Annotated in this window: 22 protein-coding genes; 1 reads left to right on the forward strand and 21 read right to left on the reverse strand. The window is 36.1% G+C overall.

The window, feature by feature from the left end:
* Position 1: 1 nt before the first annotated feature.
* The 19 genes from ftsZ to ACGH47_RS01930 all read right to left on the reverse strand — a co-directional run bounded on the left by ftsZ (position 2) and on the right by ACGH47_RS01930 (position 21142).
* Positions 2–1141 carry a cell division protein FtsZ gene (gene ftsZ, locus ACGH47_RS01840; RefSeq protein WP_065558885.1) on the reverse strand — a complete coding sequence of 380 codons (1140 nt, stop codon included), beginning with the start codon at positions 1139–1141 and terminating at the stop codon, positions 2–4.
* An 81-nt stretch (positions 1142–1222) separates the two neighbouring features.
* Positions 1223–2476, reverse strand: a complete 1254-nt coding sequence (gene ftsA, locus ACGH47_RS01845) for a cell division protein FtsA (protein ID WP_411622520.1) — start codon at positions 2474–2476, stop codon at positions 1223–1225.
* A 21-nt stretch (positions 2477–2497) separates the two neighbouring features.
* Entirely contained in the window at positions 2498–3331 is an 834-nt protein-coding gene (locus ACGH47_RS01850) for an FtsQ-type POTRA domain-containing protein (protein WP_065558887.1), read from the reverse strand.
* A 13-nt stretch (positions 3332–3344) separates the two neighbouring features.
* Positions 3345–4253, reverse strand: coding sequence for a D-alanine--D-alanine ligase (locus ACGH47_RS01855; RefSeq protein WP_267352338.1), 909 nt, complete (start codon positions 4251–4253; stop codon positions 3345–3347).
* Positions 4253–5701, reverse strand: coding sequence for a UDP-N-acetylmuramate--L-alanine ligase (gene murC / locus ACGH47_RS01860; protein WP_411589921.1), 1449 nt, complete (start codon positions 5699–5701; stop codon positions 4253–4255). The genes ACGH47_RS01855 and murC overlap by 1 nt, the downstream gene beginning before the upstream one ends.
* Before the next feature lie 167 nt (positions 5702–5868).
* On the reverse strand, positions 5869–6921 hold the full coding sequence (gene murG, locus ACGH47_RS01865) for an undecaprenyldiphospho-muramoylpentapeptide beta-N-acetylglucosaminyltransferase (RefSeq protein WP_411622522.1): 1053 nt from the start codon (positions 6919–6921) through the stop codon (positions 5869–5871).
* Positions 6921–8072: a cell division protein FtsW gene (gene ftsW / locus ACGH47_RS01870; RefSeq protein WP_267352340.1), complete on the reverse strand. Its 1152-nt coding sequence runs from the start codon at positions 8070–8072 to the stop codon at positions 6921–6923. The genes murG and ftsW overlap by 1 nt, the downstream gene beginning before the upstream one ends.
* A complete protein-coding gene (gene murD, locus ACGH47_RS01875; protein ID WP_411622524.1) occupies positions 8069–9403 on the reverse strand; it encodes a UDP-N-acetylmuramoyl-L-alanine--D-glutamate ligase in 1335 nt (444 codons plus the stop codon). Before murD ends, ftsW begins: the two co-directional genes overlap by 4 nt.
* 23 nt (positions 9404–9426) lie before the next feature.
* A complete protein-coding gene (mraY, locus tag ACGH47_RS01880; RefSeq protein WP_267352342.1) occupies positions 9427–10509 on the reverse strand; it encodes a phospho-N-acetylmuramoyl-pentapeptide-transferase in 1083 nt (360 codons plus the stop codon).
* 10 nt (positions 10510–10519) lie between these two features.
* Entirely contained in the window at positions 10520–11884 is a 1365-nt protein-coding gene (murF, locus tag ACGH47_RS01885) for a UDP-N-acetylmuramoyl-tripeptide--D-alanyl-D-alanine ligase (protein ID WP_411622526.1), read from the reverse strand.
* Positions 11881–13428, reverse strand: a complete 1548-nt coding sequence (gene murE, locus ACGH47_RS01890) for a UDP-N-acetylmuramoyl-L-alanyl-D-glutamate--2,6-diaminopimelate ligase (RefSeq protein ID WP_411622528.1) — start codon at positions 13426–13428, stop codon at positions 11881–11883. Before murE ends, murF begins: the two co-directional genes overlap by 4 nt.
* A gap of 12 nt (positions 13429–13440) precedes the next feature.
* The gene (gene ftsI / locus ACGH47_RS01895; RefSeq protein WP_411622530.1) at positions 13441–15195 is read right to left on the reverse strand and encodes a peptidoglycan glycosyltransferase FtsI; all 1755 of its coding nucleotides are present in this window, start codon (positions 15193–15195) and stop codon (positions 13441–13443) included.
* Positions 15195–15578 carry a cell division protein FtsL gene (gene ftsL / locus ACGH47_RS01900; protein ID WP_411622532.1) on the reverse strand — a complete coding sequence of 128 codons (384 nt, stop codon included), beginning with the start codon at positions 15576–15578 and terminating at the stop codon, positions 15195–15197. The genes ftsI and ftsL overlap by 1 nt, the downstream gene beginning before the upstream one ends.
* Positions 15568–16506, reverse strand: coding sequence for a 16S rRNA (cytosine(1402)-N(4))-methyltransferase RsmH (gene rsmH / locus ACGH47_RS01905; RefSeq protein ID WP_411599052.1), 939 nt, complete (start codon positions 16504–16506; stop codon positions 15568–15570). The genes ftsL and rsmH overlap by 11 nt, the downstream gene beginning before the upstream one ends.
* Before the next feature lie 15 nt (positions 16507–16521).
* The gene (mraZ, locus tag ACGH47_RS01910) at positions 16522–16968 is read right to left on the reverse strand and encodes a division/cell wall cluster transcriptional repressor MraZ (RefSeq protein ID WP_065558897.1); all 447 of its coding nucleotides are present in this window, start codon (positions 16966–16968) and stop codon (positions 16522–16524) included.
* A gap of 477 nt (positions 16969–17445) precedes the next feature.
* The gene (pgl, locus tag ACGH47_RS01915; RefSeq protein ID WP_267380874.1) at positions 17446–18144 is read right to left on the reverse strand and encodes a 6-phosphogluconolactonase; all 699 of its coding nucleotides are present in this window, start codon (positions 18142–18144) and stop codon (positions 17446–17448) included.
* Positions 18145–18156: 12 nt separating this feature from the next.
* Positions 18157–19617 (reverse strand): glucose-6-phosphate dehydrogenase, encoded by a 1461-nt coding sequence (gene zwf, locus ACGH47_RS01920; RefSeq protein ID WP_267361429.1) that lies wholly within the window; start codon positions 19615–19617, stop codon positions 18157–18159.
* A gap of 191 nt (positions 19618–19808) precedes the next feature.
* Entirely contained in the window at positions 19809–20093 is a 285-nt protein-coding gene (gene rplY / locus ACGH47_RS01925; protein WP_065558900.1) for a 50S ribosomal protein L25, read from the reverse strand.
* Between the two features lie 176 nt (positions 20094–20269).
* Positions 20270–21142, reverse strand: coding sequence for a D-hexose-6-phosphate mutarotase (locus ACGH47_RS01930; protein WP_411622533.1), 873 nt, complete (start codon positions 21140–21142; stop codon positions 20270–20272).
* A gap of 185 nt (positions 21143–21327) precedes the next feature.
* On the opposite strand from ACGH47_RS01930, the gene hemW reads away from it, so the two are divergent.
* Complete coding sequence (gene hemW / locus ACGH47_RS01935; protein WP_411622535.1) at positions 21328–22461, forward strand: radical SAM family heme chaperone HemW; 1134 nt, start codon at positions 21328–21330, stop codon at positions 22459–22461.
* 232 nt (positions 22462–22693) lie between these two features.
* Here the strand turns inward: hemW and ACGH47_RS01940 are convergent, their stop codons facing one another.
* Together ACGH47_RS01940 and ACGH47_RS01945 are read right to left on the reverse strand one after the other, a co-directional pair.
* A complete protein-coding gene (locus ACGH47_RS01940) occupies positions 22694–23662 on the reverse strand; it encodes a sugar kinase (protein WP_267380877.1) in 969 nt (322 codons plus the stop codon).
* Between the two features lies 1 nt (position 23663).
* The gene (locus tag ACGH47_RS01945; protein ID WP_411599116.1) at positions 23664–24479 is read right to left on the reverse strand and encodes a DeoR/GlpR family DNA-binding transcription regulator; all 816 of its coding nucleotides are present in this window, start codon (positions 24477–24479) and stop codon (positions 23664–23666) included.
* Positions 24480–24615 lie beyond the last annotated feature (136 nt).

The following is a 24615-nucleotide window of genomic DNA, read 5'->3' on the forward strand; positions in this document are numbered from 1 at the left end:
TTTAATTCGCTTGTTTACGAATAAAAGCAGGAATATCTAAAATCTTATTTTCTTCAAGCGGAGAAATTGCTTGTTCATTCACTACTTTAGCTAATTTCTCTTCTTGTTGACCCAAATTGTTATTTTGGCTAAACAAAGAGTTTTGTTGAATTGGTTTGGTTATTTTCGCTTCAGGACGTTTATCCATACCAATACCCGTTGCAACCACAGTAACACGAATTTCATCTGACATATCTGGATCGAAAGTTGTACCAACAACTACTGTTGCATTATCAGAAGCAAAAGCTCTTACCGTGCTACCCACTGTTTCAAACTCTTCCAAACCAAGATCTAAACCAGCGGTTACATTAACTAATACACCACGCGCACCAGATAAGTCGATGTCTTCAAGTAGTGGACTTGAAATAGCCATTTCAGCCGCCTCTTCAGCTCGATTATCGCCACTTGCACGTCCAGAACCCATCATAGCATATCCCATCTCTGACATCACTGTTCTAACGTCAGCAAAGTCAACATTGATATGTCCTGGTTTGGTGATTAATTCTGCGATACCTTGCACAGCACCTTTTAATACGCCATTTGCTGCGGCAAATGCATCTAATAGTTTAACACCACGACCTAAAACTTTTAACAATTTATCATTTGGTATAGTAATAAGTGAATCGACGTGTTTTGCTAACTCAGCGATGCCTTGTTCAGCAAAAGCCATACGCTTTTTACCTTCAAATCCAAATGGTTTAGTCACAACAGCAACCGTCAAAATACCCAATTCTTTAGCAATTTCGGCAACAACTGGAGCAGCGCCCGTACCTGTGCCACCGCCCATACCAGCGGCAATAAACACCATATCAGCACCTTCAATTGCACTGCGGATGACCTCACGATCTTCCTCGGCAGAGTTTCTACCCACTTCCGGATTAGCACCTGCACCAAGACCTTTAGTCACATTCGTGCCGATTTGGATAGTTTGACCTACCTTAATTCTTTTCAATGCTTGCGCATCAGTATTTGCCGCAAAAAATTCAACACCTTCAATATGCTCAGCAATCATATGTTCGACAGCATTACCACCGCCACCACCGACACCAATAACTTTAATGACTGCTGCTGGTTCATCATCTGCAACCATAGGCTCAAACATAACTTATCTCCAAATATACGATCTAAGGACATTGTACATATAACCGCCAACAATGTCCACGAAGTTCTTGAAATATATTAGCTAAAATTCTTTTTTAAACCAACCGGTCAATCGTTTAGCTATCCCTTTTAATGATGACTTATGATTATCTTTGCCATCATCACTTAATAAACTTTGTTTCCCGTAATGTAATAATCCTACTGTCGTTGAACAATAAGGCTTTTGTACATAATCAGTTAATCCTGAAATATTTAACGGCTGTCCTACACGAACTTGATTTTGAAAAACTTTTTCAGCACACTCCACCATTCCTTTTATTTGTGCTGCACCACCAGTTAATACTATACCTGCAGCTAATTGATATTTTACATTTTGTTTTTTCAATTCATCTTGTAATGATAATAATTCTTTTTGTACTAACGATAATAATTCTGAATAGCGAGGTTCAATTACGTCAGCCAGTGTTTGACGTTGTAAAGAACGAGACGGTCGACCACCGACACTTGGCACATCAATAACTTCATCTTTACCGATTAATGAACCAACAGCACATCCATAACGAATTTTGATATTTTCTGCATCCATTGGAGGAGCACCAAATGCATAAGCGATATCACTCGTCACGACATTTCCTGCATAAGGGATGACAACTGAATGGCGTAATGCTCCGCCTGTGTAAACTGTCACATCCATCGTTCCACCCCCGATATCAATGATACAAACCCCTAACTCTTTTTCATCATCAGTTAATACTGCATAGCTTGATGCTAACCCCGAAAAAATAAGCTGATCAACTTTCAATCCACAACGTTCAACTGCTTTTACTATATTCCTTGCCATATCATTATGACAAGTGACTAAATGCACTTTCGCCTTCATCCGAACGCCAGATAATCCTATTGGATTTTTAATTCCTTCTTGCAAGTCAATGGAATATTCTTGCGCAATTACATGTAATATTCTGTGTTCATCTAGTATTCTTACTGATTTGGCAGTATGAACAACATTCTCAACATCTTCGGCAGTCACTTCTTCATCGGCAATTGGCACCATGCCTATCTCATTTTGACAACGTATGTGTTTGCCAGAAAGACTTAAATAAACAGAGGAAATCTGGCAATCAGCCATCAATTCAGCTTGATCAATTGCACGTTGGATTGATTTAACTACAGACTCAAGATCGTTTACACCACCTTTATCAACCCCCTTTGATGGGCAATGTCCAACGCCGATGATATTGACAATACCATCGGGAAGAACTTCGCCAACAAGAGCGAGTACTTTTGATGTACCTACTTCTAGTCCAACCACCAATTTTTTTTCTGTTGCTTTCATATTTCAGCCTTAAATTATTCCCTACTGAGCCATTTTTTCTCTTTGTACTGAAATGCCATTCTCATAACGTAAATCAGCGACCGTTATTCTTTCATCAGCTGGTATTCTTGATTGAATTTCAGGAAATAATTTGATAAATCGTTGATAACGTTGTTCGATATGTTCGTTACCTAACATCAATTTTATTTCATGATTTTCTTCACAAAAATCGGCTATACACTGTTTCACCATTAGCTGCCAAGCATTTCGCTCATCAGCTATCGCAGATTGAATATGCAAAGCTAATTGATTACTAGCTAATTTTTTTGAAAGATCATCTAATTTATAATACGTTTCTAATACTGGTTTTGCTTTACCTTCCGGACCATAAAGTCTGGGTAATTTTAACTCGCCAATACGATCTAGCGGCACACTAAATACATTTCCATTTTTATCTAGTAAAAATAAATCATTCCAATAAAAGACCGGTTTGTACTCTTCGACATAAACAATTAATTTATCTGGCCATTGCTTACGTACACTAACCTGCTTTACCCACGGAAATCTTAATATTTCTTGTTGTATATCATTTACATCTTGACCAATATAAGTATTAGGTAACCCTAATCCCAGAATCGCTTGTCTAAGGTCATCTTCGGTCGTATAAGTGTATTCGCCACTAAAATTTAATTGTGACAATACCATCTGCTCTGGATCATCCATCCAATTTTTAACACTTTGAATGACCCAAACGCTAATAACAATAATTGTTAGTAGAAACAAAAAGCCAATCAACTGCTCTTTGCTACTAAAAATAAGCAAGCGCCTAGTTTTTAGGTTTTCCCTTCTATGAGCGGCTTGCCGAATTTGTTTCATAAAATAAGGCCAGTTATATTGTTGCTGAATTCAAGATTCGACTAACAAGCTCTTTAAATGACCAGCCATATTGTTTTGCAGCCATGGGAACTAAACTATGATCTGTCATTCCTGGTGCGGTATTAACTTCTAACAAATAAGGGATTTGATTAGCATCAAACATAATATCAACTCGTCCCCAACCTCGGCAGCCAACCGCTTTATAAGCATCAAGTGCTAACTTACGGATCTCTTGCTCTTTTTCATCAGATAATCCACTTGGGCAAAAATACTGCGTAGAATCTGACAAATATTTTGCATCGTAATCATAAAACTTTGTCGCCGGTTTGATATGAATTGACGGTAAAACGTCTTCTCCAACAATAGCAACGGTAAATTCTGGGCCAGATAAAAATGATTCAACCATAACAGAATTATCATATTTAAAAGCATGTTCGAGAGCTGTCTTAAGCTCATTAGCGTGATTAACTCGCGTCATTCCTACACTTGAACCTTCATGACTTGGTTTTACAAATAAAGGAAGCCCAAGCTTTTGCACAATGGCATCAGTATCAATTGAGCAGCTCTTTTCTACCATAACATAATCAGCAACTGGTAAACCTAGCGCTTTCCAAACTAATTTAGTTTTTAACTTGTCCATAGTTAGTGCAGACGATAAAACATCACTACCGGTATAAGGAATATTTTGATAAGTCAAAATTGCTTGAACAATACCATCTTCACCACCACGACCATGAAGAATGACAAATGCTTTAGTAAAGCCATCTTCTTTTAAGTTGGTAATTGGTTGATCTTTAGTATCTATAAGATGGGCATCAACTCCACTAGCCAATAATCCTGCTAGTACAGCTTGACCTGATTTAAGCGATACTTCCCGCTCTGCAGATGTTCCACCATACAATACCGCAACTTTATCAATCATTATAGACCTTCTCCTGAAAAAATTTGAGCATCGGCTAACTGACGTGCAATACGACCTACACTACCCGCGCCTTGAGTTAATAACAGATCTCCACCTTTTAAAATTTCTTTCATCATTTCAGGTAAGAGATCTAAATCTGAAACATAAATCGGATCCACTTTGCCCCGATTACGAATTGAACGGCACAAAGAACGACTATCTGCTCCGGCAATCGGTTGCTCACCAGCAGAATAGACGTCTAACATTACAAGCGCATCAACCTGAGATAGCACTTGAGCAAAATCATCAAATAAATCACGAGTACGTGTATATCGATGAGGTTGGAATAGCATAACTAAACGACGATCCGGCCAACCATTTTTAGCCGCTTGTATCGTTGCATTAACTTCACTTGGATGATGACCATAGTCATCAACCATCATAATGTCTTTACCATTAGCATGCGGAAAAACGCCTAGTAAATCAAAACGCCGACTTGTACCAGCAAATTTTGCCAATGCATTAATGATCGATTGATCATCTATGCCATCTTCAGTCGCTGCAATAATTGCGGCCGCTGAATTTAAAGCATTATGTTTACCGGGTGCATTTAATTCGATTTCTAAATCATTACGATCTGGACGACACACAGTGTAGTAACTGACGCCTCGTTCTTGGCGATAATTTTTAATTACCACATCCGCTTCTTCACTAAAACCGTAAGTAATAATTTTACGTCCAACAATCGGTAATAATTCACGATTAATTGGATCGTCATAACACATCACCGCTAGACCATAAAAAGGTAAATTACGCAAAAAAGAGATAAATGTTTGTTTAAGATTTTCCACACTACCTTGATAGGTGTCCATATGGTCTGGTTCAATATTGGTAACAATAGAAACCATAGGTTGTAAGTGTAAAAATGAAGCATCACTTTCATCTGCTTCAGCAATAAAATAACGGCTACTACCTAATTTAGCATGCGTGCCTGCCGCTTTAACTAAACCGCCATTAACGAACGTTGGATCAAGTTTCGCTTCGGCATAAATAGCGGTGACCATGGCGGTTGTCGTTGTTTTACCATGTGTACCCGCAATAGCGATACCATATCGGAAACGCATAAGCTCGGCTAACATTTCAGCCCGCTGAATAACAGGAATACGAGCTTCCCGCGCTGCTACAACTTCAATATTATCTTGTGAAATTGCGGAAGAGATTACGACAACGCTTGAATTAATCACATTTTCAGCTGCATGACCAATCACAATTTTCGCACCTAATTTTTTTAGATGCTCAGTAACAGCATTTTCTGCAATATCTGAGCCACTAATTTCGTAACCTTCATTAGCAAGAACTTCAGCAATTCCTCCCATACCTGCGCCACCAATACCCACAAAATGGATATGTTTGACACGTTTCATTTGAGGAATAATTGCTCTTAATTCTGCTAATTCCTTTGTATTCACAATCTAACTCCTAAATATTCTGTAGTTGAGTATTTTGTTTATTTTTTATTGAGCTTTTTTAATTTTGTAAAATTCTAATTATGCATTTAAAGCTATTATTATCTAAACATTGATCTAACCTGCAACATCTTGACACGATTATTACATAAAGTTATATCAAAAACTAATTATTTTATCACTGATTTTATCGTATCCGCCACTCTTTCGGTAGAATTTGTACTAGATAGACTTTTCGCCTTAACCGCCATTTCGATTAATTTATCTCTATTTAAATTTCTTAACACACTCATCAATGATTCGCTATTAAAGTCAGGTTGTTCAATAATCTTTGCAGCATCAATATCTGAAAGCGATTTAGCATTCCAAAATTGTTGGCGATCTTTATGCATAAAAGGGACAAAAATCGCACCAATGCCGACAACTTCGATTTCACTTACCGTTAATGCCCCACTGCGACAAATCACAATATCCGCCCAACGATAGGCTTCTGCTACATCAGTAATAAATTCAGTCACTTTATTTTTTGTCATATCACAATCTTGATAGGCTCGCATAACAGGTTCTAGCATGCCTTTTCCTGTTTGATGCCAAACAACAAATTTATCGGATAATTTTGTCATTACCTGAGGAACAACATCATTGAGTACTTTTGCCCCTTGACTTCCGCCCATTACTAAAACTCTAATTGGTTCTTGACGATTTTCAAAACGTTCGTTAGGTTCAGCAATAGTTAATAAATCGTCACGAACAGGATTTCCTACTACTTCAGCTTTTGGAAAAGCTGTCGGAAATGCTTGTAAAACTTTAGTTGCAATTTTTGCAAGCCACTTATTAGTTAACCCTGCTACACCATTTTGCTCATGTAATACGACAGGAATTCCTAATGTCTTCGCTGCAATGCCACCCGGCCCAGACACATACCCTCCCATACCCAATACCACATCCGGTTGATAAGTTTTTAAGATTTTTCTGGCTTGTAGAACCGCTTTTAAGATTTTATAAGGTGCTTTTAGCATTGCACCAATTCCTTTACCGCGTAGACCTGATATTTCTATAAAATCAATCTCGATACCATTTTCAGGGACTAAATGCGCTTCCATTCGATCTGCTGTGCCAAGCCATCTGACTTGCCAGCCTTGTTTCATTAAATAATGCGCAACGGCAATACCTGGAAAAACATGTCCACCTGTACCACCTGCCATAACTAATAATTTTTTCATTACTTTATTGACCTTATTCTTGCTTGGGCTTGTTGTTGTCTAAATTCAAAATCGATTCTAAGTAGGATCGCCACAGCCACACTCATTACAATTAAACTCGATCCACCATAGCTAATGAAAGGTAACGTTAATCCCTTAGTAGGTAACATTCCAGATGTTACCCCCACATTAACAAAGGTTTGAAAACCAAACCAAATACCGATTTGGCAAGCTAAATAGCCAGAAAATTGTAATCCTTCATTTAATGCTCGATACCCAATCGCCAATCCCTTAAAAGCCAGAGAAAAAAGTAATGTCAGCAGGAAAATGACGCCAAGATAACCAAATTCTTCCGAAATAATAGCGAAAATAAAATCGGTATGGCGTTCAGGTAAATAACCTAATTTCAGAATCGAGTTACCCATTCCTTGCCCAGCAAATCCTCCATTACCAATTGCTATTAATGAATTCACTAACTGGTAACCTACACCATTAGCATCTTCCCAAGGATTAAGAAATGTTAATAACCGTTTTAAACGGTATGACTCAAATAATATTAAACTGACAACCGCTGCAACACCTGTCGATAAAATAGCGATAAATTGCCACAACTTTGCACCAGCGATAAATAGAATTCCGATAGTAACAATAAATAATACAATTACTGTGCCTAGATCGGGTTGAAGTAATAGCAAAATGGAAAGCACAGCCATAACGACCATTGGCTTAAAAAAACCCCAAAATCCATTTTGTACTTCATCTGACTTTCGAGTCAAATAACTTGCTAAAAAGACAAATAAAGCCAATTTAGCAAGCTCTGCCGGTTGAAAGTTAAAAACGCCTAGCGGAATCCATCTTGCAGCGCCATTAATGGAAGACCCCACGCCTAAAACAGCAACAAGCATGATAATTGTCATAATGAGTAATACTGTTCCAAATTGCTGCCAACGTTTCATTGGGATCGATAAGGTTATACACATTAAAACAAGTGAAATACCCAGCTGTATGAGTTCACGCTGAGTATAGAAAAAAGGATTATTATCATTCGATGACATTGATGCTGATGTCACCATAACTAATCCGAATATCATCAATCCAAATACCGTCCAAAGCAATTGATTATCAAAAGGGACGTGAGGATTAACTTGCTTTTTTATAGCCAACGAAATCATTTTTCACTCCTTTGCGCATATTGTTTAGCCAGAAGTGCAAATTGATTTCCTCGCTCTATATAGTTTTTAAATTGGTCTAAACTTGCACAAGCTGGTGAGAGTAAAACAATATCGTTAGCCTCTACTTTTTGAGCGATTATTTGCATAGCCTCAGCTAATGTCGCAGTCATTGTTGTGATGTTGGGTGCTAATTTTGCTAATAACTCACGATCTCGACCAAAACAAAAAATCTCAAGATGACTATTTTTTAAATATGGAATTAATGGAGAAAAATCAGCTGATTTTCCATCACCACCAAGCAATAAAAATAATTTTCCATGACATACGACACTTTTTAAAGCAGCTTCCGTACTACCTACATTGGTTGCTTTAGAATCATTAATCCATTTGACCCCATTTTGTTCCAAAACTAATTCAAAACGATGAGGTAAACCATGAAAGTTGGCTATTGTTGCTAAACTAGATTGTCGTGATATTGATAATTTATCTGCAATAGCTAATGCTGCTAACGCATTGAGATAATTGTGGCTTCCCGTTAGTTTCATTGTGTTAGTCGATAAAACGGGCTTTTCCTGCGCAATCAAATGTGCATAATCATCATCCAGATGATAATCGCCTGAATGTAAGCCAAATAACACATTATGACTATCTTTTTCTTTTGGAAAAGTTAGTTTATCATCATGATTTACTACACAGTATTTTGCATTCACATAAATTCGTTGTTTAGCCTCTACATATTGTTTGAGTCCTAAAGGATACCTATCCATATGATCTTCTGAGATATTCAAAATCGTTGCAACGGTTGCATGCAAACTGTGCGTGGTTTCAAGCTGAAAGCTAGACAGCTCAAGTACGTACACATCGCAATCTTGAGCCAGTAAAGATAGTGCAGGTTGACCTATATTGCCACCGACACCCACTTTGATACCTGCAGACTTAACAATTTCACCAACTAATGTCGTCACCGTCGTTTTGCCATTAGCGCCTGTGATTGCCACAATCTTTTTATTAGGTAGTTGATTAACTTCACGACAAAAAAGCTCTATATCGCCAATGATTTCGATACCTTTATCGGCAGCTTGTTTGAGTTCAGGGGTTGATAAAGCGATACCAGGGCTAACAATTATTAAATCAGCATCGAATAGCCAATCGACATTTAAATCGCCTAAATGATAGGCAACTCGTTGATCCAGTTGTTCTAATCCTGAAGGTAATAAACGAGTATCAATTACTTTAGGAATAACATTTTGCGCAAGAAAATAGTCAACACAAGAAAGCCCTGTGACACCTAACCCAATGATAACAACATTTTTACCCTGATAGCGAATCATGATTCAATCCTGATTTAATTTAATTAACGTAATTTCAAGGTTAATAAACCAATTAAGACGAGCATTAACGAAATAATCCAAAAACGTACAATAACTCGAGGTTCTGGCCACCCTTTTAATTCATAATGATGATGAATTGGAGCCATTCTAAAAATTCGTTTGCCACGCAATTTAAATGAACCTACTTGTAAAATGACAGATAGGGTTTCAATAACAAATATTCCCCCCATAATGAGTAATAAAAATTCTTGGCGTAAAAGTACGGCGATAATTCCAAGTACTCCACCTAAAGCCAATGAACCGACATCACCCATAAATACCATAGCGGGATAAGTGTTAAACCATAAAAAACCAAGCCCTGCACCAATGATAGCAGTACAGACAATCATTAATTCACCACTAAATTTGATATAAGGTATATGCAAATATTCTGCAATAATTGTATTCCCTGTCGCCCACGATACCAGCGCTAAGCCCGCTGCCACAAATACCGTTGGCATAATTGCAAGTCCATCAAGTCCATCCGTTAAATTAACAGCATTACCTGACCCAACAATCACAACATAAGTGAGTAAAATAAATACTAATCCCAACTGAGGCATGACATCTTTAAAAAAAGGGACAACCAACACGGTTACTGAGCTATCTTTTCCATATACATAAAGGCCAAAGGCAACAATAAATGCAATAACAGATTGCCAAAAATATTTCCATCTAGCGATAAGACCTGCCGTGTTTTTTCGAATAACTTTTAAGTAGTCATCAGTAAAGCCAATAATGGCATAACCAATCAGGACAAATAACGCCACCCAAACATAAGGATTACGTAAATCTGCCCAAAGAAATACTGATAACGAAATCGACGCAACGATTAGCGTCCCGCCCATTGTTGGCGTTCCTTTTTTGCTTAAATGGGATTCCGGTCCATCATTACGTATTACTTGTCCAATTTGTAATTTTTGTAACCAATCAATGACTTTTTGCCCCATTATTAACGATATCGTTAGCGAGGTTAATAGACCCAAAATAGCTCTTACGGTTAAATAAGAAAATACATTAAAAAAGGTAAAATATTTCACTAAATATTCTGATATCCAAACCAACATAATTTTAATCCTAATTTATTTTTTGTTGTTTAATTAGTTCTATAACGTCTTCCATTTTAGCACTGCGAGAACCTTTAACTAGCATGGTTAAGGTTGGATACTGACGCAATAACGTTATAAGGTAATCTGCTGCATCTTGTTTATTATAAAAATGATGACCGACTTCACTTGCTTGGCTAATGAATTGGCTCAATTTACCGACACTGACAACACAATCAAGTTTTTGTTGTTTAGCTAATGTGCCAATTTGTTGATGATATTTTTGAGCGTCTTGCCCTAATTCACCCATATCGCCAACGACGAAAACTTTATAGCCCGATTGTTTTGCCAGAACATTAATTGCAGCAGACATTGAACCCACATTGGCGTTATAAGTGTCATCCAAAATTAATTGATTTTGGTTTAATTTAATCGGGAAAAGCCTTCCTTTAACTGACTTTAATGTTGATAATCCTTGTTGAATGCAATCTAAGCTTGCTCCGACAGAAATCGCTAAAGCTGAAGCTGCAATTGCATTTGAAACATTGTGTAACCCTATTAATGGTAATTGGATTTCGCATTCACCAAACGGTGTATGTAATTTAAATGTGGTCACATCTGCCATTTTAATATGACTTGCATAGAAATTGGCTAATGGATTCTCTAATGAAAAAGTCCAAACAGCTTTATCTGTTAATTGCTCAAACCATTTATCTGAACAGCTATCTAAATTGATGATAGCAATACCATCTTTAGTCAATCCTTCAAAAATTTCACCTTTCGCTGTAGCGACACCTTCAAGTGAACCAAAACCTTCAATATGCGCTTCTGCAATATTATTAATTAATGCTGTTTGTGGATGAACTAACTGAGTTGTATAAGCAATTTCACCAATATGATTAGCACCTAGTTCTATCACAGCAAATTGATCATCTTTTGTTAATCTCAATAGTGTTAATGGTACGCCAATGTCATTATTGTAATTACCTTGAGTATAAAGCGTTGTTCCACAATTTTGTAGAATGGCTGCCGTCATTTCTTTAACTGACGTTTTACCCGATGAGCCGGTCAAGGCAACAATTTTAGCGGAACTTTGTTGACGAATAAAACCGGCAATTTGCCCCAACGCTTGACGTGTGTCTTTAACCACTATTTGTGGAATAGAATTATCCTCAATTGGGTGATTTACGATTACGGCAACGGCACCATCTTTAATTGCTTGTTCGGCAAAATGATGACCATCAAAATTCTCACCAACAAGTGCAATAAAAAGCGATTGTTTTGTAATTTTACGTGTATCAGTACTAATAACATCAATCATAAAATTACCGTCATGAATATTTAATAATTCACCGTCTACAATTGTTCTGATTTGCTTAATATTTAATGGAATCATGATTGATTCTCTACCCCTAAAAGCTGTTTCACTGTTTCTTGGTCTGAATAGTGATGTTTCGTGTGACCCACGATTTGGTAATCTTCATGACCTTTACCCGCAATTAATATCACATCATTTGGTTTAGCTTCTGCGAGTGCTTTTTTGATTGCTTGTACTCTGTCAGTAATAATCTGAACATTTGAATTATTGATGATACCTTTCTGAATATCATCAATAATTTTTGTTTCATCTTCTGTTCGTGGGTTATCATTCGTCAAAATAATTTTGTCAGCATATTGCGCAGCGATTTCTCCCATTAAAGGTCTTTTGCCTACATCTCTATCACCACCGCAACCAAAAATAACCCATAATGCACCCTTACAGTGAATACGACTTGCTTGGAGTGCTTTTTGTAAAGCATCTGGCGTGTGAGCATAATCCACAATAAATGTCGGGCTATTATTGGCATGTAAAACCTCCATTCGCCCACAAATAGGTTTGAGAAATGAAGCCATATTCACAACAGCGAAAAATGGGAAATCAAGCGTTAATAGCGTCGCTACACATAATAATAAATTTGAGACATTAAACTCACCCAGTAAACGACTGTGTATAATGGTATCGCCCCAACTAGAATGCATATGAATTTTGGCACCCTTATCATGATATTCAATCATCGACACACCAACATAAGGTATATTTAAGTTTTTTAATTTACTTAACGATTTGGGTTGGCACGATACGGCTGTTACCTGAGAAAGCTTTTCAATCCAACGTTTCCCATAATTATCATCATAATTAATAATTGCTTTGCCTGCACTTTCTACTTGTCTTTCTTTATCATTAGGCGTAAATAACGACCATTTTGACTTAGCGTATTTACCCATTGTTTTGTGATAATCAAGATGATCTCGACTTAAATTAGTAAAAACTGTTGCAGCAAACGTAACACCTTTGACACGATTCATCACTAAACCATGCGAAGAAATTTCCATGGAAACCACTTTGACATGTTTTTTAACAAAATCGGCTAAATATGTTTGAATTTCAACGGATGAAGCCGTTGTATTGTTTGACGGTTGAAGATGATTATAGATCCCATTTCCAATCGTTCCTAAAAGTGCAACTTTCTGATTTAACAGATTAACGCATTGGGCAGTAAGCTGAGTGACTGTCGTTTTACCATTAGTACCTGTCACACCAATAACAGATAATTTTTTAGAAGGTGAATGGTAAAAATGATCGGCAATGCTAGAAAGTTTTTTAGATAGTTGAAAAACTTTAACCTGAGGAATATTTCTTTTTCCATGCTTGATATAATTGATACGTAAATCATCAGATTTTCTATTTGTTTCAATTAATATAGTCACCGCACCAGCTTCTAAAGCTTGAGGAATGAATGATTTACCATCAACGACATTTCCCTTGATAGCGACAAACACATCATTTTTATTGACCATACGGCTATCAATACATATATGATTGAGCGAAAAATCTTTGATCGCTTGATCTTTGTTTCCACCTAATAAACTAAATAAAGTTTTAAATGTGCATGTAGCCATTAATACCACCTATCAATAAATAATCATTTGGCCATCAACTTGGCGATCTGGTTTGACATTCATAGTTCTTAAAACTCCCCCCATAATTCGGCTGAAAACAGGTGCTGATACAGAGCCACCGTAATACTGACCCGCTTTAGGATTATCAATCACAACAACCAGAGAATATTTTGGTGCTGTTGCTGGCGCAATGCCTGCTGTATAGGCTAAATATTGATTAACATAGCGCCCACCAGATAATTTTTTTGCCGTACCAGTTTTAACAGCAACACTATAGCCTGGTACAGAAGCTTTTGTACCACCACCAGTGACAGCAACAGCTTCCATTAATTGGACAACCGTTTTAGCAATTTTTTCGGGTACAACTCGTTCACCTTGCACTGGTTCAGTGACTTTTAATATCGAAACAGGTCGATAAATCCCATAATTCCCGATAGTTGCGTACGCTCTTGCTAATTGTAATGGCGTGACACTTAAACCATAACCAAAAGAAAAGGTAGCTCGTTCAATATCCGCCCATTTTCGCGCTCTATCTGCTGCAATTGAACCACTGACTTCACCGCCTAAACCCAGTGATGTGGGTTGTCCCAACCCGAAACGACTATAATATTCAACTAGTTCGGCGGGTTGCATTTGTAATGCGAGTTTACTGACACCAACATTACTTGATTTTTCTAAAATTCCTGCCAAATTCAGGGATTTTTGATATGACACATCTTTGATTTCATAGCGATTGACATAAAAAGGTCTGGTATCAACTATCGTATTAAGATCTGCAATCTTTTTTTCTAAAGCGGCCATTACAACCAGCGGTTTTACGGTCGAACCCGGTTCAAATGCATCAGTAACCGCACGATTTCGCAATGAATTATAATTAATTGATGATCGATTATTTGGGTTATACGATGGACTTGTTGCCATCGCTAAAATCTCCCCTGTATGAACATCAACTAAGACCGCAGTACCACTGTCAGCTTTGTTAAACTCAACAGCCTGACTAAGCTCGCTGTAAACCAAAGACTGTAAGCGTTCATCAATACTCAATACTAGATCCGATGCCTTTTCACTCTCAGTGCGCTCTAATTCCTCAATGACGCGTCCAAATCTATCTCGTCTTATTATTCGTTGACCCGATTCACCGGTTAACCATTTGTTATAACTTTTTTCAATCCCTTCTGAGCCTTTCTCATTATGGTTTTCATCGGTATCCGTTAAACCGATTAATTGGGCAATACTTTCAGCTGCCGGGTAAAAACGCTTCGAGGTCTTAGCAAATGCAACTCCCGGTAACTTTAACTTTTTCAAATAATCCGATATTGTTGGCGTAACTTGTCTGGATAAATAAACAAATCGCATCGATGGATTACTTAATTTTTGCTCCAGTATGGCTATTGGTATATTTAATGCTTTTGCTAATCCTTGCCATCTTGCATCATTCGTATTCACGCCACCTTTTTGAATAACTAATTTTGGATCAGCCCAAACATCATACATCGGTACACTCACGGCCAATGCTCGCCCGTTACGATCAGTTATCATAGCCCTTGGTGCATCCATATCCTGACGACGTAAAGAACGTTTATTACCTTCAGCAATCAGTTTATCAGGATGAATGATTTGTAAAATTGCCATTTGAATAATAAGCGCAATAATGGCAGCAATAATTAAACTGTAGACAACATAAAATCGCCCGGGTGCAAAAAACTGCTTTTTACTATTCAATTTATTAGTTTTAACCGCTTTCTTGTTTTTAGTGAGAATTTTCATTATTTACTCTTTATCACTATCACGGTTTCATTTTCAGGAGTCACGTAAGACATCCCTAGTTGATTTTTAGCTTTAGCTTCTACGCGTTTTGGATCGGCAAGTACATTTTCTTCGATAACTAAATTACGCCATTCACTTTCTAATACATCTTGCTCTAACATAAGTTGCTCACGTTCAAATAACTGCTTGCGAACTTGTTGCGTTGTAATTAGTACTGCACCAGCTGATACGACAATCATTAACAATAGAAATAAGGACATTTTTTGATGACCAAATAAATCACCAATAATTAAGCCAAACAAGCTTTTATTCGGTTTTCTTTGACTATCTACTTCAACGTAGATATTGTCTTGATAACTTTCACTGTTTGGGTTAGTGTTCATTTTTCTTTTCTGCTATCCTCAGTATTGCGCTTCGAGCACGTGGATTATGATCAATTTCATTAGGACTTGGTTTAACTTTTCCAAGTGACTTTAATTTAGCGCTGCCATATTGTTTTATTTGTTGCTCTGTTAGTGGCAATCCCGCTGGTAAAACAGGACCTTTACTTTGTTTATTTATAAACTGTTTCACAATTCTATCTTCTAAAGAATGAAAGCTAATCACAGCAAGTCTTCCTTCATTCGCAAGAATTGACAGACTATTATTTAACGCATGTTCTACTTCTTCTAATTCGCTATTAATATAGATACGAATTGCCTGAAAGCTACGTGTTGCAGGATGTTTATTTTTATCTTTTCTTGGTGTCGCTTTTTCAATGATATTCGCCAATTCCAATGTTCGGGTTATAGGCGAAACTTTATTCTGTTCAACAATTGCTTTTGCGATTCGTTTCGCAAATTTTTCTTCGCCAAAAGTTTTTAACACCCAAGCTATATCATCTTCATCACTTTTAAGTAACCATTCACTTGCGGTCAAACCCTGATGAATATTCATACGCATATCGAGAGGGCCATCACGCATAAAAGAAAAACCCCGTTCAGGGTCATCCAGTTGTGGCGAAGACACCCCCAAATCTAATAAAAAACCATCTATCTGACCTAATAGACTTAAATTATCAATGTATTGATATACATTGGAAAATTCTCCTCGAATAAAAGTAAATCTAGGGTCAACAATTTTTTTTGCTGCTAATTCAGCTCGTTCATCACGGTCAATAGCGATTAATCTACCTTGTTCGCCAAGTTGTTCAAGTATGAGACGTGAATGTCCACCTCGTCCAAAGGTTCCATCAACATAGATGCCATCTTTTTTAATATTTAGTGCGTCTATCGCTTCGTTCAATAAAACTGTAGTATGTTGATAATCCATCAATTTTTACTCATATTAAATTGTTAAACTTTTCAAATTACTGGATAAGTTTTCCATATCGGTTGGCAAAGCGGCAATGTCCTCACCAATTTGTTGATACCATATTCCTTCATCCCAGATTTCAAATTTATTGGATTGTCCAACAAACATTGTCAGTTTTTCTAGCTTAGCGTAGGTACGTAACGTTTGTGGTAATAATATTCGACCGGAATTATCCATTGAACACTCGGTTGCATAACCTAATAATAGGCGTTTGATCCTTCGTTCCGCTTCGACAATAGAGGATAAAGTCGAAAGTTGTTGTTCAATCATTTTCCACTCAGTCATCGAATAAAGGGCAAGACAAGGATGATATAAACCAATTGTGCATACCATGCCTTCAGACAATAATTCCCGATAGCGAGTGGGGATAGCCATTCGCCCTTTACTATCGATATTGACTGAAATTGCACCACTAAACATTCAAGCGCCCTTATTCATGAAAATTTTGCTAATTTTTATTTGTTATAAATCAAAATATTAAATAATTTGTACTTTATTACCACTTTATCCCACTTTTTACCACAAAAATTTACAAAATAATAGATATTTAATTAATTAATTTTTTAATAATTGCAGTTGGATTTTTTCATTAGCGTGTTGCGAATTAACTATCGGTTTTATATTAAGTTAATTAAAAAAGGTCATCACTCTGTAAAATTTAAGATTATTTGAATGTTCAACTAAACTTATCTTTGCTAACCAAGATTATTAACATGTATAAAATGTAAACATTGCAGATATTAAGAAAGGTAAAACAGTATTGATGACAATAAACAGATAACAACTTTGATTAAAAAATTAAATTCACAGCAACTAGTTGTGTATTAATTTCATTAAAATCAAAGTAATATTAAAGATAGATATTTGCCAACCTGTTGGTTGGCAAACAAAAATTAATTAGCGAGGAGCCCAAAATCCTATCACATTAACGTTGTCTTGCTGTATAACTGCCCTTATTGGCATCTGGTTAAAATCGGTACCTTGTTCAGCTTGTTCTAACACATTAATTTTACTTTCACCGACTAAATGTAAGTAAATATTTTTACTACTTAATATGATAGGCAGTGTTAGAGTGATACGGTCAAGTGGTGCCGTTAAGGGTGTCATACCAATCACTTTTCGATTTGAGTGCATATCCAAGCCCAATTTTAAATTATCAGCTCCCGGAAACAGCGAGGCAGTATGACCATCTTCACCCATTCCCAAGATCAAAACATCAAAAGGCATCGGTACTTTATCTAAAAGCTGTTCTGTAACTTCAGCGCCATCAAACGGATTATCACAACTATTTTTTAAACCAACAAAATTAGCAAGTTTTGCTTTATTTTGTAATAAATAAGTCATGACTAATTTTTCATTACTGGCATCATCCGTATCATCGACCCATCTATCATCAACCAAAGTGATATAAACGCGATTCCATGCTAAGTCTTGTTGACTAAGCAAAGTAAATAAAGGAATAGGCGTTTTACCACCCGAAACCGCAATAGATGCATGACCTTTTTGTTCAATAGCCTGCTTAAGATCATTCACTATACGAGCAGTGAGTTCTTCATTTAAAACCTGACTATTTGCATATCTATTAAGTGTAAACATATTGATGTTCCTTTATTCAAATTCGTGCCAAGAATGCCCATCTTTTGTAATTAAAGCAACAGAAGCAACCGGTCCCCAAGTACCAGCTTGGTAAGTTTTCGGCGGCTCTTTTTCCGAATTCCAAGCATTAATAATAGAGTCTACCCATTTCCAAGCCGCTTCTACTTCATCACGATGAACAAACAATGCTTGGCGACCTCGCATTACTTCAAGCAATAGTCGTTCATAAGCATCGGCACTATGCTGTTGAAAAGCCTCATTAAAGCTTAAATCAAGTTTAGTCGTTTGTAAATTATGTGTGCTATCTAAACCCGGTACTTTATTCAAAATTTCAATGTCCAAGCCTTCATCAGGTTGCAAGCGAATGGTTAATTTATTTTGTGGTAATGCAGGATAAGATTCACTAAATATATTCAAAGGCAATGATTTAAAATAAACCACGACTTCCGCACATTTGCTCGCTAAGCGTTTTCCTGTACGTAAATAGAAAGGCACACCAGCCCAACGCCAATTGTCAATATCAACTCGAATAGCAACAAATGTTTCTGTGCTGCTTTCTTTATTAGCGCCATCTTCTTCTAGATAACCTGGTACGTTTATTCCATTAACAAATCCTGATGTATATTGACCACGAACAACTTTATCATGAAGGTTTGTCTTATCAATAGGTCTTAGCGCATTGAGCACCGCTATTTTTTCATTACGCAAACTTTCATCTTTCAAATTAGCCGGTGGAGACATCGCAATCATTGTCAAAATTTGTAACAAATGATTTTGAACCATATCACGCATTTGACCAGCTTTATCAAAGTAACCCCATCGACCTTCAATGCCAACTTGTTCAGCAACGGTAATTTCGACATGATCGATAGAATTACGGTTCCATAAAGAGGCAAAAACCGGATTAGCAAAACGTAAAGCTAAAAGGTTTAAAACCGATTCTTTTCCTAAATAATGGTCGATACGATAAACCTGCGATTCATCGAAAAATTGTGCAACAGAATCATTAATATCACGAGATGATTGCAAATCCGTACCAAGGGGTTTTTCCATTACAATTCGATTGTGTTTTTGGTTTAATCCAGCGTGCGCTAAACCTTTACAAATTGTACCGAAAGTCCCCGGATGCATTGCAAAATAAAAAATTGCTGTACGATTCTGCTCGAGTTTATTTTTTAAATCGTTGAAACCAGCGATATCATTAACATCTAACTTATGAAAATTAAGACGTTGGCTAAATCGTTGCCAAATATCTTCATCTAATGGTTCTGACATAAATGTTGTAAGTGCTTCTTTAGCCACTTCACTGTAAGCAGATTTATCCCAATCTGCACGACCAACCCCTAATATTTTGGTTTCTTCAGGCAGTTTTCCATACTTTTCTAATTGATATAAAGATGGTAATAATTTACGCCTTGTCAAATCCCCTTTAGCGCCAAAAATGACTAAATTGCAAACTGGGACATCAGACATGGTTTTCTCCTAACTAAAATGATATCAATATGTTTTATTCTATTATGTTGAGTTGTCAGTGTCACCCAGTTAATGCTATAAATCATAACAATAGGCATTTGCCTAATTTAATCTAACACAAAAACAAAAAGGTCACCGTCTGGGTGACCTTTTGTTAGAAGCATTATTGGATGATACACCAATGCGTGAATCTAAACGCGCACAAAGTCCATATGAACTAATTTAGGCTTGAATGGATGACGTTGTACAGCTTGTACTTTTGCTTTAACCGCTTTACCGTCAACTTCAATAGTGAGCACTTCAGAATAAAATTCTGGTTTTTCTTGCATATTGAAAATATGGTTGTGATCAAGCACAACAGATATTGCAGGTTCAGTTCCACCATAAATAATAGCTGGGAATTGACCAGCGTGACGCAGGCGGCGGCTCGCACCCTTACCATGCTCTTTTCTAACTTCTGCTTTTAATGTAAACATGTTTATTTCTCTATGTTATTTAAATAAAAAACCAATTACAGGCGACCCAGTAGTTGGTTATGAAATTGGCGCTTTAAAAAGCTTGAGGATTATAAAGCGTTATGCTTGTAAACGCAAACAATTAATCAATTGGTCAATAGAATTGATTGCGTTTAAACATAACTCGCTATACAAAATTAGACCAGTTTAATTTTAAAGCCATATGACGTTTTTTGTGTTGGTGATAATTTAAGTGTTTGATTAATACACGCACTTTCAACACACACCATCTTTTTATATTCTTGGTCATCAAAATCAGCCATCGCTTTAGCTTTATCTGTCCATGGATTCCATGTAACAACATCACTAGCATTAATGTTTGTGAGCTCAATTGTTCGACAAGTATCATTTATGGTTAGGGTGTTTTCAGCATGGGTATAAATACGATCGACTTCTTGATTAAAGGTTAATTGTCCATTAATTGTTGGTTTATTTTCAACAGACAAACGATCTTGATAAGTATCACCTAACCCTTTAACAGTCACATCGTCGATATCACTAATACCCAAATAAGTATGTAATGCACTTGTTGCCTCAAAATCACCTTGACAACTTAATGTAACTTCACAGCTCTTGCCGACATGAATCGTTAACCAAATTTTAAAAGGTTTGGCAAAATAGGATTCAGTTTGGGGATTATTCGTTAATGACAAGATGATATCGACACCATTAGCATCTTCCTTGCATGAGTCTAACGTCCATTCAACAATACGAGCAAAACCGTGTGAAGGATTACCTAATTGCCCAAACCAAGGCCAACAAATGGGTACACCGCCACGAATAGCCGTTCCTTTTTTAAAAAAGGTTTTTTCACTTAACCAAATAACTGGGGACGTTTCGGTTGAAGGTTGCCAAAATAATAAATGCGCACCTTGTAGTGATATCGCTGCCGTGCATGTTTTATGGTTAACCGTTAAAATGGGTAATTCACCAAAATGCGATTGTTTTACTGAAGGGCTTATTGACGCTGCTGACAAACCATTATCCAAGATATCGTTAACAATACTCATACTTTCTCCTACAAAAATAGCCTAATCGATAATTAATATCGAAAATTAATCGTGATTGTACGCTCTTTACACGAAATTTAAAAATACCAAAATAGTAAAAAAAGCTTTTTTTCATGAATTGAAGTAAAATAGTGCAACATTTATATAACCATTCATCAACCGCTATTAAGTTTCAGGATAGGCAGATGTTTTCATATAAAATTCCACTTAGCTTATATATACATATGCCTTGGTGTGTACAAAAATGTCCTTATTGTGATTTCAATTCTCATACCATCAAAAAAACACCTGATTATCGTGCTTATATTGATCATTTGATTAAAGATTTACAGCAAGATATAGCTCTTTGTCCTGAACGCTCGATCCATTCGATTTTTATCGGCGGTGGTACGCCAAGTTTATTTTCAGCCGAATTGATTGATCATCTGTTAACCAAAATTAATGAACTAATTCCAATTGAAAAACAGGCCGAAATCACCATCGAAGCTAATCCAAATTCTGTTGATGCAGAAAGATTTACAGGCTATCAACAAGCAGGAATAAATCGTATTTCAATTGGAGTTCAAAGTTTTCAAACTGATAAACTCATCAGATTAGGACGCGTTCACAATCCCCAAGAAGCAATCAATGCCGGGAAATTAGCACATAAACTAAAATTGGACAGTTTTAATTTAGATCTAATGCATGGACTTCCCAATCAAAGTTTAGATGATGCCTTGTTTGATCTTAAACAAGCCATAGCCATTAATCCTCCCCATTTATCTTGGTATCAATTAACCATTGAGCCTAATACACTTTTTGGATCTAAACCACCTGTCCTTCCTGATGATGATAAACTTTGGGAAATTTATCAAGTTGGACACCAATTGTTAACTCAACATGGTTATCAACAATATGAAACGTCGGCTTATGCAAAACCGGAATTGAAATGCCAGCATAATTTAAATTATTGGCGATTTGGTGACTATTTAGGGATTGGGTGTGGTGCACATGGTAAAATAACCCAACCTAATGGGGACATTATTCGTACCGTAAAAACACGTCATCCCAAAGGGTATCTTGAAGGGCGTTATATCGAAAAATTTTATACCGTACCAAAGGAAGATCTTGCATTCGAATTTTTTATGAATCGTTTTAGATTATTTGAAGTGACACCTAAAATTGAATTTGAGCAACGGACTTTTTTACCTTTACAAACAATTGACAGGCAAATTAATTTAGCAATTGAAAAAAATTACCTTACTGAGGATAAAGAATATTGGAAAATAACTGAACAAGGAAAATTATTTTTAAATTCTTTACTTGAGATTTTTTTATAACTATTTAGTTGATTTATAATAATTATTTTGAATTTTACGCAAATTTAACATTATAAATACAAACATTTTAGAAAAAAATTTACATCGAGTTACATACATTTACTAAAAAATAGTGCATAATATATCCGACAATGTATTTATTTCATTGTTTTCCTATTCCTTATGTTTTCCCAATAACCTAGTTATTGGGACTTTTTTTATCTGCCACCCGCATTAAAAAAGTTTACGATATTTAATTAACTTTGGAATTAAAAATAAATCTTTCTAATTCTGTTAAGGTAGAGGTGCCTTCCATTGGACCTTTTTGTGAAACGGCTAATGCACCACTTGCATTTGCATATTGCAAAGCTTTTTCAACACTAAATCCCGCAAGCATTAAACTGACAAATGTTGCTGCAAAACAATCTCCTGCGCCTGTTGGATCGATTGATTGCGTTGTAAAACTATCGACATGAATCTTTTTAATCGTATTTTGTTCATCATAACCATAATAAGTTGACCCCTTCGCTCCACATTTCACAACAATATGTTTGATCCCTTTTTGAAGCAATTTTATTATGGTTTCTTGTTCGTTTTCATTATTATGGTCGGCAAAATAATTCACTTCACTTTCACTAGGTAAAAAGATATCAGTATATTCCATGATATAACCAAAAGATTGCTCCATCTCTTGAATATTAAACATTTCTTTGCGTAAATTTGGGTCGAAAGAAATAGTTCCTCCTTTTCGTTTGATGATATCTAATGCTTTGCGCACTGCATCAATTGCTCGAAACGAATACAACGATGAGCCCATAACATGTAAATGAGTACAATCTTTCAACAAGTTTTCGTTGATATGGTTGAATGAAAGAAGACCGCAGGCACTATTAGGAATATTGAAAATAAAATCTCTTTCATTAGAATTGCGGTATGATACGAAGGCGCTACCCGTATTAGCTTTATTATGAAAAGTGATGCCATCCGTCATGACACCATCTTGTTTAAGCCGATTAACACACATTTTGCCAAAGGTATCTTTACCAACACAGCTAAAAAACACGACCGGAAACCCTAACTTTGCCACTTGGTCAGCAAATATAGCTGGCGCACCACTCGGAAAAGGGCCTATAAATTCGCCTGTTTGATCAAAACGCTGATTTTGTTCCTTTGCTAAAAATTCAACTAGTAGCTCCCCGATAGAACAAATCTTAAAATTCACATTATGCTCCTAATTCATTTTGGTAAATGACACTAAATTTATTTGCGGCAAATTGTTTGAAACTAGAATCTAATAATTGCTGATGATATTCGGTTACAGCCGGTCGGGATAAGATCATCACATCCATATTTTTTAGCTTTCCAATGCTATGATCATCATTATAAACAACACGCTGAGGTAAAATACCAATGATGTGATGAGCTTTTTTGATTAATTGTTGATATATACTGATTTGCTCAGTATCTTCAATTATTATTTGGTTATCATGATTAATGGCGGTTAATTCAACAATAAAATGTGAAATCGAATAATCATTTAAAATTGAATCGCTGATATCATTATGCAAAATATTATTTTTTAATAATACACCACCAGTAAGCACAATATTAGCATCGGTGAACTCTTTCGCTAATTGTGCATTATTAATATCATTCATGATTAATTTTAATGATTTTTTAACATGCAAATAGGGAATAAGCTTTCTTGTAAGTCTGCCATGACTTAAAAAAATGGTATCGCCATCATTAATATAATTTAAGCAATTCTTCACTAAATCAATATCATAAATATCATCAACAGGTAATGAATTATTCGCCGCTACAATATGCGTTTTATTATTTGTACCTTCTGGTGACAAATAAATTGCCCCACCAAAAGAACGCTTTAAATATCCTTGTTGTTCTAAATAGGTTAAATCTTGACGAATAGTAACAGTTGAAACTTGAAGCATGTATGATAACTCTTCAACTTTAATTTCACCTTTTTTTCTTACTATTTCCGCAATATCCAATCTACGTTTCAAAAGGGCTGAAGACACTTTAGCCAATTTTAATGTCCTGTATTACATAAAACGAATTAAGATTAATGATAATAGAATTTATCATACAAGTGGTCAACAATAATTAGTAAGTTATGTTTTATCGAAGATACCACATCTTAACATTATCAAAATC

Origin of the sequence: Gilliamella sp. CG16 (assembly GCF_046635785.1) — a bacterium.
Lineage (GTDB): Bacteria > Pseudomonadota > Gammaproteobacteria > Enterobacterales > Orbaceae > Gilliamella > Gilliamella apicola_I.

Bases quoted from the DNA above. Each gene is read 5' to 3' on its own strand.
- ftsZ (WP_065558885.1), bottom strand. From the start codon at position 1,141: ATGTTTGAGCCTATGGTTGCAGATGATGAACCAGCAGCAGTCATTAAA.
- ftsA (WP_411622520.1), bottom strand. From the start codon at position 2,476: ATGAAAGCAACAGAAAAAAAATTGGTGGTTGGACTAGAAGTAGGTACA.
- ACGH47_RS01850 (WP_065558887.1), bottom strand. From the start codon at position 3,331: ATGAAACAAATTCGGCAAGCCGCTCATAGAAGGGAAAACCTAAAAACT.
- ACGH47_RS01855 (WP_267352338.1), bottom strand. From the start codon at position 4,253: ATGATTGATAAAGTTGCGGTATTGTATGGTGGAACATCTGCAGAGCGG.
- murG (WP_411622522.1), bottom strand. From the start codon at position 6,921: ATGAAAAAATTATTAGTTATGGCAGGTGGTACAGGTGGACATGTTTTT.
- ftsW (WP_267352340.1), bottom strand. From the start codon at position 8,072: ATGATTTCGTTGGCTATAAAAAAGCAAGTTAATCCTCACGTCCCTTTT.
- murD (WP_411622524.1), bottom strand. From the start codon at position 9,403: ATGATTCGCTATCAGGGTAAAAATGTTGTTATCATTGGGTTAGGTGTC.
- mraY (WP_267352342.1), bottom strand. From the start codon at position 10,509: ATGTTGGTTTGGATATCAGAATATTTAGTGAAATATTTTACCTTTTTT.
- murF (WP_411622526.1), bottom strand. From the start codon at position 11,884: ATGATTCCATTAAATATTAAGCAAATCAGAACAATTGTAGACGGTGAA.
- murE (WP_411622528.1), bottom strand. From the start codon at position 13,428: ATGGCTACATGCACATTTAAAACTTTATTTAGTTTATTAGGTGGAAAC.
- ftsI (WP_411622530.1), bottom strand. From the start codon at position 15,195: ATGAAAATTCTCACTAAAAACAAGAAAGCGGTTAAAACTAATAAATTG.
- ftsL (WP_411622532.1), bottom strand. From the start codon at position 15,578: ATGAACACTAACCCAAACAGTGAAAGTTATCAAGACAATATCTACGTT.
- rsmH (WP_411599052.1), bottom strand. From the start codon at position 16,506: ATGGATTATCAACATACTACAGTTTTATTGAACGAAGCGATAGACGCA.
- mraZ (WP_065558897.1), bottom strand. From the start codon at position 16,968: ATGTTTAGTGGTGCAATTTCAGTCAATATCGATAGTAAAGGGCGAATG.
- pgl (WP_267380874.1), bottom strand. From the start codon at position 18,144: ATGTTTACACTTAATAGATATGCAAATAGTCAGGTTTTAAATGAAGAA.
- zwf (WP_267361429.1), bottom strand. From the start codon at position 19,617: ATGTCTGATGTCCCAGTTTGCAATTTAGTCATTTTTGGCGCTAAAGGG.
- rplY (WP_065558900.1), bottom strand. From the start codon at position 20,093: ATGTTTACATTAAAAGCAGAAGTTAGAAAAGAGCATGGTAAGGGTGCG.
- ACGH47_RS01930 (WP_411622533.1), bottom strand. From the start codon at position 21,142: ATGAGTATTGTTAACGATATCTTGGATAATGGTTTGTCAGCAGCGTCA.
- hemW (WP_411622535.1), top strand. From the start codon at position 21,328: ATGTTTTCATATAAAATTCCACTTAGCTTATATATACATATGCCTTGG.